Here is a 12,829-nt window from a genome sequence, read left to right on the forward strand (position 1 = left end):
TGGCCGGAACCGCTAAGGCGCGCAGAACCAATGACATCCCGTTTCCCTGGCAGCCCTTGAACAACTGGGGCACGCAGTATAAGTCGGTCCCCGTGTACTTTGCCCTGTTAGCTCGGCTCATAATCTGTTGGTTCCAGGTTCGCCCTCGAGCCTTAGGCGAGAGAACGATGCCTCATCGAGGCGCCGAAGATGCCTGGCGGGCCCACCATGCTTTTCAAAAGGTTGGAGTTTTATGCCGGGAGGCGAAGGGATTGGAATCCCTTGGTGTGGGGCATAGCGAGCCTGGGCGGCGACGCGTGGAAGAGAACGCTGCACGCATGTACCGGCGTCGGTGAGGAGCGGGCACCAGCCAGCGGAAAGGTGGTATATACGGCTTACACTCTTTGTTGCTGCCGTGCTGGAGGCCTTCGGCATGACCGAGTTCGCGACTTTCATCCGTCGTGACGACCGAGTCGCTGGCGCTCCCACCCGATTTCATCCCTGAAGGAGAACACGATGCCTGCAAAACCCGCCACCCTCGCCCAAGTTCTTCTGCGCACGCGCCGCTTTCGCACACGACGCTTTACAGGCATAAACCGCTTCCTGCTTGCTCTCTTCGCCGTCGTGCTTTGCACACCTGTCCTCGCGCAGGAGCACGACAACCGCGCGATCGTCGAAACCGCCTACGCCAACTTCGCGCGCGGCGACGTCCCGGCCTTCCTGGACATCCTCGATCCGGGCGTCACGTGGGTCGCCGCCGAGGGCTACCCCTACGCCGGTACGTACGTCGGCCCTGATGCCCTCCTTGAGGGCCTCATCGCGCGCATCGGCGCGGAATGGGACAACTACTCGGTGGTCATCAATACTTACGTCGCCGAAGGCGACCGCGTGGTCGCGCTCGGTTACTACAGCGGCACCTACAAGGCCACCGGTCACAGCGTCGAGGCGCCGTTTGCCCACGTGTGGCAATTCGTGGATGGCAAGGTCGTCAGCTTCCGCACATACACCGACGGCCCGCCCTGGCAGCGCGCCGTTTCGCCGACGCCTGGCGACTGAGTGACGCAGTTGGTTATGGCGGGAGGTGAAGGGATTGGAACCCATTGACCTCTGCATAGCCCTGCCCTGGATCTGTGATGCCTGACGCCTGGTTGAGCCGCGTCGCGAACCAGCGTCCGATTGAATGAATCGTCACCCGGCATACGCGCGACGAAGCCGCTTTGCTCGGCTCCGCCGCCGCGCCGCGATCAAGGAGGCCAACAGGCGGGAACTGGTCTCTCAGCCAGTTGTAAGTGAGTAGCGCCACGAGGTGGACAAAGAAACAGGCTGCGAAACCAAGGCCCCACCACCTGCGGTCGCGCATCAGCGCCATGGTCCAGGGGCGCCGGTACAGTCGCAGGATTGACGAGGCGACGAAGGTGACGAGGAAGAATGGAAAAGACGCGCGGGCGGTAGATCGCGCGGCCAGCTGCCAGTCCTCCTGTAGATCTGCCCCGGCCAACAAGCCCGCTGCCAGAGCCGCAAGCCCAGCAAGCAAGCCCAACCATGTTGGCCAAGTTTTCACAACCCTTCCCCTCTCAAGCGGCAACGCAGATGACAGGCGAGAGAACGGTGTCTCACCGAGGCGCCGGGGATGCCTGGCGGGCCCACCATGTGGCATAGGTTACCGCGCCTGCACCGATCATCGGTATGCCAGCTGCCCAAATCCCGGGCATCGAAGATCCCGACCGACAACCCCTGACGTCTGCCTTGGAATCGCTCAACTGGCCGAGACCGGCCAACAGCAGTCCTTTCGATCTGTGCCTTTCTTAGCAGCCGCGTCAGCCAAGGCCTAGCAGGCTCTTGACGAAATCTTTGAACAGATCGATGAATGTGGGCCCGAAAACTGAAATGCCGACCACCAGAAGAAGAATCCACGCACTGCCGATGGCCAGACCTGCAAGAACAAGTAGCCCGTCACGGGTTATAAGTCCGATGGACGCGATGGCGATACCTATGCCAGGAACAGTGTTAGTTGCTGGTAACGGTATCAAGATGCTGGCAATGAACACGACAAAGACCGCGCCCACCAACCGTTCCGCAGTGGGTCCTGACAGCAGCAGTAACTGCGGGCGGGCAATGCGCTCGAGCCATCCGAAGTACTTTTCCGCCCCTGCCGCCATTTTCTGCAATCCTTCTTTACTCAGCAGCCGTGCACCGAAACGCCGGGGCACCCAGGGTTCGGGGCGACCGATGGCCATCTGCAACGCAATGGCCATCATCGGCAGCGCAACGATCTGTGGAATGCCGTACAACAGCGGGATGGAGACCGGCAACGACAAGGCGAACAGCATCAAGCCGAAGGCCCGTTCGCCGAGGGCTTGCGTGAAGTCGTGCAATGTCAATCCGGAGGCTGGCGCTTCATCAGCTATGACCTTTAATGCGGCGACCAATCCGCCGCTCGGTGCGACCTCGTCTGATACAACTTCGACGGATTTTTTGTTCATTTGGAATGAGCCTGCGACTTGCTCGAGTGTCGAGAGGGTATTGGCGAGTTAATGTGCCTGGACCGCAGCAATCAGCGACTTGGTTTCAAGCGACTGGATAACTTCGCAACTTGTCCGCAGGCAGCCCAGCCAGGGCCAGAGATCCTGGCGGCTCAGGAAGTCACTCACCAGCAGGGCGCAGCAGCCGATGATGCGCGGTCTGGAATCCTCCTCGCAGTCGACAAGCACGCCCCGGATCACGCGAGGAACCTCCTCACCACGAGCGCCCAGGTCAGGATCGAGACCAGGAACCAGGTGCTCAGGAAACGGTGGAAGACATCCGACTTGATGAGGTAGCCCGCGCCTGACAGCACGATGTAGTGCCCGACGAAAGGCAGGTAGTACCAGGGCTCGAACAGGGTTCCGCGCATCGCCGTCTGCGCGATGTCGAACAACCCCGTCATGACGAACGCCAGCAGGAACAGGTGCAGTTCGAACCGACTGTCCGATTCCCGGTCATCGGGTCGATACAAGGTAATCGCCACAGCGTAGTGAGATATGGCCCAGAGCACCAGCACCAGGAAAATCTCGAAGCTCCAGACCTCGTTGTTCCGCCAGCTGAAAAACACCCACCAGTTCAGGACGAGAACGACGACAAAGAACGCGGCATACGAAAGACGGAGATCCAGGGCCTGCTTGCGGAAGATCTGGCTGACGGAGCCTCTCAGGATATGAGTGAGCCCGAAACCGAAGATGATCGACACCAGGACCGCTAAAAACTCGAACTCGCTCATGGGGTTGATTCCGCCTGGCTCAAAGTCCAGGCATTATCGGCAACATCGCCGCGCAGGGAAACCGCCAGGCTTTACGCCCTGCATGGATGTGATTCTATGAACTTACGGAGTTATGGCGGGAGGTGAAGGGATTCACCGTCCCTCGGTGCGGGGCATAGGTGAGGCGCGCGCTCATTCCCCCCAGGTTCTGCGCAACATGAGGAGCGCCACCTCGCAGCCTTGTAATCGCCGAAGAGGACACTAAATTCAAGGTGAGTGGATTGCAAAATTTCAGGTCCGATGAAAACTGCGTCGCGAATTTCCATGCGTCTTGCATTCGTCGTTCTGGCTGTCGCGTTCAGCGCCTGCTCCGTTGTGTCCCAAGAGGGTATTCAATCCGTCTCGATGGCGCCGCACGATGATCGTTGTGTTTTCAGCTACCGAAAGGGTGACGACAGCCTGATAGCGACGAGGAATTTGAACGAGCCGGTTTCATCGATCGTCGTCGAATCCGAAGACGGCACGATTTATGAAAGGCCCGTATTTTCCAATGATGGTCAGAAACTGTATTTCATCGCCAGGAAGAAACCCGACCGGAGTGATTTATTCTCTGTAGCCATCGATGGCTCTGAGATGACCCAGATCACTCATGGCCAAGAAGGCGCACAAAACATCCAGGATCTGGCCTTGTCACAAGATGGCAACACGATCTACTACATCAACTCCGGGTACTTTGGGCATTCTTCTCCGATTGCCACATCGCGCCCCCACCGCATGGATTTTTTCTCGATACGCACAGACGGGGAAGAATTGGAAAGATTAAGCTATGGCAATGTTTATGTTCTTCACGGCCTGTCGGTGTCGCCATCTGGCAACGAGATATATTCCCGCTCGAAAATCCTGCATCTGGACAAGCCGCGCTACTTCACGGATTTTGATCCTTCCCCCTTCATAGTATTCACCTCTACGTATCCAGTTTCAGAATTCACAGACGATGGGAAATTCGTGCTCGCAAGCGCCAAGGTGGAAGAACGAAAGCCGGGGTACAGCTCTCGCGGGGCGCTCAATTTGGGGGAGTATTCCGCAGTTTATGGCTTTGGGCTGTTCCTGATCGACACCAATAATGAAACTGTGCGGGAAATCATTCACCTGCACTCCTACCTCGACAGCCCCGCACTGTCCCATGATCGAAAACGAATTCTCTTTGTCAGTAATGACACCGTTTATGGTGGCCAGGCAGGACGAGAACTGTGGAGCGTCGACCTGGATGGTTCAAACCTGCAAAAGATTGATTTGGGGATCGAAAAGTAAACTGGCTGCGTAAAGCCTGCAAATTGGAACCCCGGCGATACCGTACAGCCCACCAGCGTCCATGCGCCTGTCGTTGCGGCCTTTTGCCAATGCCCCTCCGGGACAATCGCCTGCGGCAACTGCCCTGCACCAATACCAGGTCCGAGATGCTGATCTACGGCCGGACCCTCCAATGTTGGCGCGCATGACAAAATCAGCGACGCGCCGGCATAATAGTGCCAGATTTCAACGGCATCGACCGCGTGCCAATGGGTTTCCTGCCCAGCCTTGAGCAGGAAATAGATGCAGGTACCGGTGGCACGCCCTGCGTTCCCGGCAATCAGTAAGCCAGATCAAGGAGCAGCGCCATGGGGCAGAAATCAATGGGTGTGGACCGGAACGTTGCCGGCTTGCTCGCCTACGCGCTCGGCTGGATAAGCGGGCTGATCGTGATCCTGGTGGAAAAAAACAACGATTTTGTTCGTTTTCACGCCATGCAGTCGATTGTAACGTTCGGCGCCTTGACGGTCTTGAACCTCGTGCTCGGCAGCCTGCTGGGGTTTTTCCTGTTTCTCATTCCATTTTTGAATTTGCTGGGCGTCGTATTATGGATACTGCTGATGATCAAGGCCTACCAGGGAGAGCGATACAAGCTGCCGGTTATCGGCGACCTGGCTGAGGAATGGTCGCGAAAAGTAGACCTTTAAAAGGTGTCGCAACCTTCAATGCCACAGATTCGTTTTCGACTGGAACTCGATCGTGCCGAGGTGATGCGCTACTACAGGGGCTCGGCGAGGCGCGTGCGTGTGCTCGCTGAGGATGGACGCGTTGTCGACTTCGACGCTCGCCTGCTGCGCATGATGATCCGGGACGGCGGCATAAACGGTCGCTTCGAGATTGAAGTCGACGAACAAGGCCGCTTTCGCAACCTTCGCCAGTTAGGGTGAGCATGACCCATTCATCACTCAACTTTGGGTCAATTGCAGCTCACGGCACGTACTCGATCGTTGGCGCGATTGTTCACAAGAGTTTGCGATACGGCATGATGTACATTAATTTTCATGTATGAAAACCATCACGATCAATGTATCTGAGCCGGTCCACGCGGAATTTCAGGCCGCTTCCAAATCAGCCGGCCGGCCCACCCCTGAACTGATCCGCGAGGCCATGGAGCTGTACCGACGCGAACGTCTCCGTCCGGTCAGCGACTTGGCCGCATTCCGGCCGCGCTCGGCCGGCCGGGTGCTTCGTCCGCTGACCGCCGCCGATGACCTGCTCGATGAAATGCTGGATCGCAATTCGTGATCGGACTGGATACCAGCTTTCTGGTCGGCCTGGCGATCCGCGAGCATCCTGCCCATTCGGCCTGCCTGGAACTGTTTGAAACCGGCATCGACTCAGGCGCAAGCGCGTTCTCGATACCCTGCTTGCCGCGAATTATCACAGCGCGGGCATCAAGCGAACCGCGACCACCGACTGGCGCGATTTCAGTATATTCGGCGTGTTCGACATCGTTCATTTGACGAGCGTTTAGCCATAGCTGGCCTGACGGGATTCGAGCGAGGCTAGATCACTGCCTCCAGCCCCTTCCGCTCGATCAGGTTCAACAGCTTCAGCGAAGGTGATCGCGGCAATGGATACGGGTACCGGCCGTCGAAACGGCGCGTTGCACTGCTTATACTCCCGTCCAGCATGAGTAATCCCAGACAAGCCGTCTTCCTGAGTTATGCATCGCAGGACACGGACGCCGCCCGGCGCATCCACGACGCGCTGTGTGCTGCGGGGATCGAGGTGTGGTTCGACCAGAGCGAGCTGCGCAGCGGCGACGCGTGGGATGCTGCGATTCGCCGGCAGGTCCGGGAATGCGCGCTGTTCATCGCGGTGATCTCGGCCAACACCAATGCGCGCAGCGAAGGCTATTTCCGTCGCGAGTGGAATCTCGCGGTGCGCCGGATGCTGGACATGGCCGACGACCAGGTGTTCCTGCTGCCGGTGCTCATCGACGACACTCCGGAACCCGCGGCGCGCTTGCCGGATCGCTTCCGCGAGCGGCAGTGGACGCGACTGCCGGGAGGCGAAGTGGCTGCCGAATTCGTCGAACGAGCGGCATGCCTGCTTGCTGGCGGACCAGTAATTGCTGCGGCGACACCCGCCCGGGCTCACCCGTCCGTGGCGGTGACCGGAGCAACTCGCCGGGACGACGGCTTCTGGGTCGCCGTGCTGCCCTTTGCCCACGGCGGCACCGACCCGGGCGCTGCCGCAGTTGCCGATGGACTGTCCGAAGGCATCGTCACCGGGATGTCGCGCTTCTCATACCTGCGCGTCGTGGCGCGCGGGGCCACGCTGCGCTACGCCAGCACGGCGGCCGACACCCGCTCCGTGAGCCGCGAACTCGGTGCCCGCTACCTGATGGAGGGAAGCGTGCGTCAGGCCGGCAACAAGGTGCGCATAGCGGTGCAGCTGGTCGACGGGAATTCAGGCGCCACTCTCTGGGCTGAGGCCTACGATCGGCCCTACGACCCCGCAGCCGTCTTCGACCTGCAGGACGAACTGGTGCCTCGAATCGTCGCAACAGTTGCCGACATGCACGGCATCCTGCCCCGGAGCATGAGCGCCGCTTTGCGCAGCCGGGACCCCACGCAGTTGAGCCCGTACGAGGCCGTGGTGCGCAGTTTTGCCTACTCGGAGCGGGTCACCGCGGACGAGCTCGTCATCGCGCGGCAGGGCGTGGAGCTGGCGGTGCGTAGCGCACCGGACTATGCCGATGCCTGGGCGATGCTGGCGTGGCTGTGCCTGCAGGATCATGCGCAGGGCTTCGGCATCCAGGCGGATTCCCTGGCCCAGGGATTGGCCGCTGCGCGTCGAGCCGTGGAAGCCGCGCCGTCGAATCACCTGGCGCACTTCGCCCTGGCCCAGGCGTTCTATTTCAGCAAGGACCTGGAGAGTTTTCGCAATGCGGCGGCGCGTGCCGTCACCCTCAACTCCATGGACGGCTACTCGATCGCTTTTCTCGGTGAGCTGTTGACCTATTCGGGCGACTGGCAGCGCGGGCTCGAGCTGGCGGGGTGCGCCAAGCAGCTTAATCCCCACCACCCGGGATGGTACTGGTACGCCGACGTCTACCACGCCTTCAGCCAGCACGATTTCCGCGCCACAATCGCCTTCGTGCTGCGCGCCAACATGCCGGGCCACTGGGGCTTCCACGCGATGCTCGCGGCAGCTCACGGCCACCTCGGGGAACGGGATGCGGCGGGCAAAGCTTTGCAGGAACTACTCAAGCTGCGGCCGAACATTGCCGCCTCGGTTCGCGCGGAGTTTGCCAAGTGGTGGAACCCCCAATACGCGGAGCTCTTCATCGACGGCCTCCGCAAGGCCGGGCTCGAGATTCCGCCCGGGCCACCTGTGGTGTCGGTATAGCCGTGAATTGGACGGGTCAGCCAGGCGCTGCCGGCGAACGGCAAATACCCGACAGTTACCCGATATCCGGAATAGAGAAGGTGTCGACCTGGCGCTGCAGGTCAGCTTCGATGAGCGTGAGGATGTCCTGGTACGCAGGTAGCTCGCGCAGCGAATCGTGACTCGGATTCAGGTTGGTGTCGAAATGCCACAGGACTCGCCAGCCATCGTCAGCCAGTTCTCGAAGGCGCGTCACCGCCTCCTCTTCGCGGCCTAACAACGCGAGCGCATCGACAACCGCTATACCCAACGGATAATTGGCTGACCCCAGGGTGTACTGCTGCTCATAAGCGGCGATCGCTGCGTGCAGCAACTCTGTCGCTTGCTGGTCGGGCCCGGCCCGCTGCAGCAATGACGCGAGGTCCACGGCCTTGCGCAAGTTCCCGGCGGTGATCTGCGGCGGTGATTCGAACAACCCAGGCTCGTACTTCTGGAACAGGGCGAGCGCCTCGTCGAACTCGCCGGCATCCAGCGCTGCATTTCGGACCAGCCTCAGGAACACGAAGTGCGACCCCCACCGGTCTTCCAGGTCTCTCGCCAGGGCGCCGCGCGCCATTGCCACGGCTTTCTGCGTTTCCCCGGTCATCGCGAGCAACAGCGCTTTTGACGACAGGGGATACGGTTCCGCCGGGCCCATCTCGAGCGCCAAGTCTGCATGCCGGCGCGCCGACTCGTAATCTCCAAAGCTCGCGTATATGACCACGCAGGTTGCCGGATTCTCGAAATCGTCGGCATCCTTCGACAGGGCCTGCTCTGACCAATACGCGGCCTCGACGAGGTCGCCGCTGAGAATTGTCGCGGTGGCTGCGCCGTGGGCGGCATACGGGTTTCCTGGACTTAGCTGGGCGATTCGCTCAAAAGCCTCGAGGGCTGGCTCGAACTGGCCGAGCGCCAGGTGCATGCGCCCGAGGTCGTGGTACAGCGGTGCCGATAACGGGTCCAGGTCCAGTGCCTGCCGAAGTACTTCCAGCGCTTCCTCGCCGCGCCGCTGGATTCGAAGATACGTCGCATAGATGCTGAGCACGTCGACATCGTTCGGCGCGGCGACAGTGGCCGCCTTCATGACCGCGTCGGCTTCCGGATCATCTGCGAGGCTTAGATACCTGCCGCGGACTGCCTGTACGAACGGATTATCGGCATAGAGTTCCACGGCACGGTCGAGGTGTGACTGGCCTTGAGCCAGCGCTTCGGCGGGTGTAATTGCCCCCGTCACGGCGAGCTGTGCGAACGTGTTGGCCAGCGCGGCGTGGGCCAGCACATACTGCGGGTCGATTTCCAGCGCCCTCTGGAAATGGTCGACTGCCTCGCGCAGCGCCGCAAACGAGGCAATATCGACTTGCTGCTTCCCGTACGTGTATTCGCGAAACGCATCGAGATTGTCGGTACGGTCCCGGCCGATGCGCCTGCGTTCTTCGGCCGTAAGCTCCATCTTGAGCTGAGCTGCGATGGTCTCCACGATCTCGCTCTGGATAGCAAACACGTTCTGCGCGGTCAGCGCGCGATCGTAGGTATGAGCCCAGACATGGCCGTCTGTCCGCGAATCGATAAGCTGCACATTGATACGAACATTTTCGCCGGCCTGTTGCACGCCGCCCTCGAGAACAAATGCGACGCCAAGTTCGTTGCCGATCTCCGGGATGCTCTTTTCAGTATCGCGGTATCTCAGCACCGAAGTTCTCGAAATGACCCTCATTGACATGACTTTTGCCAGAGAGGTCAGGAGGTCGTCGTGGACGCCGTCGGCAAAGAAAGCCGTATCGGCGACACTGCTACGCGTCGCGAAAGGCAACACAGCGATCGAGGCAGGATCAATCGCGCGGGCAATGATGTTCTCTCGTGACTCGTCTTTGTTGCCTGCTACCTGCTCGACCGTCCACCAACCACTCAGCGCAGCAACGGCAACCAGGGCAGACAGGATGACGAAGTCCGGTGTCTTCAGGGACAGGTCAGCGCTGCCAGTCGCGGGCGGCGTTCGCACGATGCCATGCGCGGTGATGTCGTAGCGCCAGCCGAATACGAGTGCGACCGGAAACAACAGCAGCGCGGCGATCCACACGAAGCGCAAAGCGCTGGATGGCACGCCCCACGACTCGAAGCCAAGATCGGCGACCTGCAAAACCACCCAGGCCGCGACAATGTACAACCCGGCGACGCGGAACACGTGTCGGCGCCGCAGTTCGCTGAAGAAGGACATTGGCATCAGCCGCCTTGGATCGGAAGCGGTCATTCTACTTCGTTCCCGGCGCTTGGCCTTGCCTCTCGATCAAATCAACCAGGGTATCCTTGAGTTCGAGGAGATGGTCCCGTCGTTCCGCCACGAAACCGATCAGCACTTTTGCCCGAGACCGAAGCGAGGCCAGTTCCCGCTCGTGAGCGTCGATCAGCGATCGAGTCTCCTCGAACAGGCGAACCATTAACACGCCTTCTTCGACTCGCTCCTTGCGGGAGTCATTCCAGTCCTGGACCTGCAGGCCGACGAACACGCCGACTACGACGATGACGAAGTCGAGGCCGACCGCGAACCAGTTTTGCGCTTTCACATGCTTAGTGATCCTGCGGAGCAACATGGGCGCGCCTCTTTAGTGGAGCTGGGCCGAGTATATGCGACTGTGCCTCATCGAGGCTGCGGCGGTCCCTGGCGGGGCGAACCTCGTCACCGGATGTCACAGTGCCTCGCAGCGACAAGCGCATTTCTCTCGGCCCGCCGTACTTCAAGCTATCCTCTTTATTATTCTTTTCCACATCCAGGCCTGTTCATGCCCAACCACCTCAAAACCTACCTCGCTGACCATGCCGCCCTCACGCTTGCCGCGCTGGAACTGGCCAAACGGGCCAGGAACAGCAACCCCGAGGGCGAACTGGGCGAGTTCCTGACCGGGGTCATCCCGACTTTGGAGGCGGAGCGGAAGACTCTCAAGGAAATGCTCCGCCGGATCAAAGCCTCTGATTCTTCCCTCAAAAACTTCGCCGCCTGGGGCGCGGAAAAGGCGGGCCGCTTCAAGCTCAACGACAGCCTGTTCACCTACTCCGACCTCTCCCGCGTAGTGGAGCTCGAAGCCCTGCTCGCCGCCACCGAAATCAAGACCGCCATGTGGGACGCCCTGGGAACCCTTGCCATGACTCGATCCGATTTCCGGGACCTGGACCTCGGCGGGTACCTCCGCAAAAACAAATCCATGGGCGAAAAGCTCCAAGCCTTTCACCGAACCGCCGCGCACCGGGCGCTCCACCGTGCCATCACGTGCTGCGCTGTCGCCGTCTTTGCGTTCGTGGGCTACGGGCTTCCGCTGCCCGCAACCGCGTCCGGAGTCGAGGACGCTGACTCGCCCCGTCGTGGCGCCCTCGTGCTGGAAACCGGGCCGGTCTGGTTTTCTCGCAATGACGTGCGCATCCCCGGGGACTCGGGCACCCGATTCGACATGCTCGAGCTCACCGGCAACGGACCGGAGGCCTTCGCCCGGCTCGAGGGCACCTGGGACTTCAACGAGCGTCACGGGATACGACTCCTGGTCGCGCCCCTCGAGGTCTCCGGCACGGGCGACCTGCCACGGGACACCCAGTTCGCCGGCGAGACGTTTGCAGCCGGTCCGACCAGCGGCACCTACAAGTTCAATACCTACCGGGTCACGTATCGATACACGTTCCATGACCACGGCCCATGGCGCTGGCGGGTCGGCGGGACGGTGCTGGTGCGCGACGCGAACATCGAGCTGCGGCAGGGCTCGCTCCAGGCCAACGACGACGACCTGGGTTTCGTTCCGGTGCTGTACTTGCACGGGGAGTATGCCCTGGGCGAACGCTGGCGACTGGCGCTGGACTTCGACGGGCTGGCGGGCGGGCCCGGCCGCGCTTTCGACGTGGCGCTCAAGGGTACCTACGAGCTCGGTTCCGGCTGGCGGATCGGCGCCGGCTACCGGCTGCTCGAAGGGGGCGTTGATACCGACGACGTCTACAATTTCGCCTGGCTGCACTACGCTGTCGCAAGCTTGGAGTACCACTTCTAGGGAGGCAGTGCCCAGCCAAATGATGGCGCTCTCAGTCCGGGTGGTGACTTGAGATCAGGAGACGCACTTCGGCCTCGCAGGCATTGCGTCCTGCGGCGTCTTCAGCGTCACCTTGGAAATGGATTCATTATTCTTGATGGTCTGGCGCTGCGGCAGGTAATTAAGCAGGATTTTGGTTTCCTTCAGGACCGCCTCGTAGCACTCGCAGCTGAGCGTTTCGAGCTTTGGCCGGTCAAGCACCTCGAGCAAGCCGCGGTGATAGGAAATCACGCCCAGGTTTCGCAATTTCGTTGCTGCCTGGGTGACACCCTCGCGACGCACACCGAGCATGTTGCCGATAAATGCCTGGGTCATGGTCAAGCGATTGTGCGACAGGCGATCCATCGAAAGGAGCAGCCAGCGGCAGAGCTGCTGGTCAATCGTATGGTGCCGATTGCACACCGCGGTCTGAGCCACGTGGGTGATGAGGGCCTGCGTATAGCGGAACATCAGCAACATGAACTCGCCGTGGCGATTGAACTCCTCCATCACCCGCTTCCTGGGGAGGCGGTAGGCGTAGCCGGCGCTCTGCACCAGCGATCGGCTCGGTGCGCTGTCCTCACCCATCGACAACGTGACGCCAAGCAATCCTTCGTTGCCCACGACCAGGATCGCAGTCGAGGCGCCGTCCTGCATCAAGTACTGCACGGAGATGATGGAGTCCGTCGGAAAATAAACGTGACGCCGGGGGCGCCCGCATTCGTACAATATGCCGCGCAGTGGCATAGTCACGAGTTCCAGGTGCGGGAACAAACGGTCCTGAGCCTCAGGCGGCAAGGCTGCCAGGAGGTGGTTATGTTCGGGCAGCGGTTTGACGTACATGCTG

At 60.7% G+C, this 12,829-nt stretch carries 13 protein-coding genes; 7 read left to right on the forward strand and 6 right to left on the reverse strand.

All coding sequences use genetic code 11. From position 1 onward, the window contains the following. Nucleotides 1-495: 495 nt before the first annotated feature. The gene (locus tag G6032_RS12095) at nt 496-1,035 is read left to right on the forward strand and encodes a nuclear transport factor 2 family protein (protein ID WP_165282416.1); all 540 of its coding nucleotides are present in this window, start codon (nt 496-498) and stop codon (nt 1,033-1,035) included. Between the two features lie 761 nt (nt 1,036-1,796). Here the strand turns inward: G6032_RS12095 and G6032_RS12100 are convergent. From G6032_RS12100 to G6032_RS12110, 3 genes are read right to left on the reverse strand one after another with little or no spacing between them, the layout of a single operon-like run. Further along, nucleotides 1,797-2,462: an exopolysaccharide biosynthesis protein gene (locus G6032_RS12100; RefSeq protein ID WP_165282417.1), complete on the reverse strand. Its 666-nt coding sequence runs from the start codon at nt 2,460-2,462 to the stop codon at nt 1,797-1,799. A 48-nt stretch (nt 2,463-2,510) separates the two neighbouring features. After that, complete coding sequence (locus tag G6032_RS12105) at nt 2,511-2,702, reverse strand: hypothetical protein (RefSeq protein WP_165282418.1); 192 nt, start codon at nt 2,700-2,702, stop codon at nt 2,511-2,513. Next, nucleotides 2,699-3,235: a hypothetical protein gene (locus G6032_RS12110; RefSeq protein WP_165282419.1), complete on the reverse strand. Its 537-nt coding sequence runs from the start codon at nt 3,233-3,235 to the stop codon at nt 2,699-2,701. Before G6032_RS12110 ends, G6032_RS12105 begins: the two co-directional genes overlap by 4 nt. 303 nt (nt 3,236-3,538) lie before the next feature. Here G6032_RS12110 and G6032_RS12115 point away from each other — a divergent pair, with 303 nt between their 5' ends. From G6032_RS12115 to G6032_RS12140, 5 genes are all read left to right on the forward strand, one after another. Continuing rightward, nucleotides 3,539-4,525 carry a PD40 domain-containing protein gene (locus tag G6032_RS12115; protein ID WP_165282420.1) on the forward strand — a complete coding sequence of 329 codons (987 nt, stop codon included), beginning with the start codon at nt 3,539-3,541 and terminating at the stop codon, nt 4,523-4,525. 347 nt (nt 4,526-4,872) lie between these two features. Beyond that, complete coding sequence (locus tag G6032_RS12125) at nt 4,873-5,211, forward strand: DUF4870 domain-containing protein (protein WP_165282421.1); 339 nt, start codon at nt 4,873-4,875, stop codon at nt 5,209-5,211. Between the two features lie 18 nt (nt 5,212-5,229). After that, nucleotides 5,230-5,451 carry a DUF2835 family protein gene (locus G6032_RS12130; RefSeq protein ID WP_165282422.1) on the forward strand — a complete coding sequence of 74 codons (222 nt, stop codon included), beginning with the start codon at nt 5,230-5,232 and terminating at the stop codon, nt 5,449-5,451. A 118-nt stretch (nt 5,452-5,569) separates the two neighbouring features. Beyond that, the gene (locus tag G6032_RS12135) at nt 5,570-5,809 is read left to right on the forward strand and encodes a hypothetical protein (protein ID WP_165282423.1); all 240 of its coding nucleotides are present in this window, start codon (nt 5,570-5,572) and stop codon (nt 5,807-5,809) included. Between the two features lie 387 nt (nt 5,810-6,196). Then, nucleotides 6,197-7,921 carry a TIR domain-containing protein gene (locus G6032_RS12140; RefSeq protein WP_165282424.1) on the forward strand — a complete coding sequence of 575 codons (1,725 nt, stop codon included), beginning with the start codon at nt 6,197-6,199 and terminating at the stop codon, nt 7,919-7,921. A gap of 55 nt (nt 7,922-7,976) precedes the next feature. On the opposite strand, the gene G6032_RS12145 is transcribed toward G6032_RS12140, so the two are convergent. Next, complete coding sequence (locus tag G6032_RS12145) at nt 7,977-10,187, reverse strand: tetratricopeptide repeat protein (protein ID WP_165282425.1); 2,211 nt, start codon at nt 10,185-10,187, stop codon at nt 7,977-7,979. A 1-nt stretch (nt 10,188) separates the two neighbouring features. Next, on the reverse strand, nt 10,189-10,500 hold the full coding sequence (locus tag G6032_RS12150; RefSeq protein WP_165282426.1) for a hypothetical protein: 312 nt from the start codon (nt 10,498-10,500) through the stop codon (nt 10,189-10,191). A gap of 216 nt (nt 10,501-10,716) precedes the next feature. Between G6032_RS12150 and G6032_RS12155 the strand changes: the two genes are divergently transcribed. Next, the gene (locus G6032_RS12155) at nt 10,717-11,964 is read left to right on the forward strand and encodes a hypothetical protein (protein ID WP_165282427.1); all 1,248 of its coding nucleotides are present in this window, start codon (nt 10,717-10,719) and stop codon (nt 11,962-11,964) included. Between the two features lie 54 nt (nt 11,965-12,018). Here the strand turns inward: G6032_RS12155 and G6032_RS12160 are convergent, their stop codons facing one another. Then, nucleotides 12,019-12,825, reverse strand: coding sequence for a Crp/Fnr family transcriptional regulator (locus tag G6032_RS12160; protein ID WP_165282428.1), 807 nt, complete (start codon nt 12,823-12,825; stop codon nt 12,019-12,021). Between the last annotated feature and the right edge of the window lie 4 nt (nt 12,826-12,829).

The organism is Wenzhouxiangella sp. XN24, assembly GCF_011064545.1.
Classification (GTDB): Bacteria; Pseudomonadota; Gammaproteobacteria; order Steroidobacterales; family XN24; genus XN24.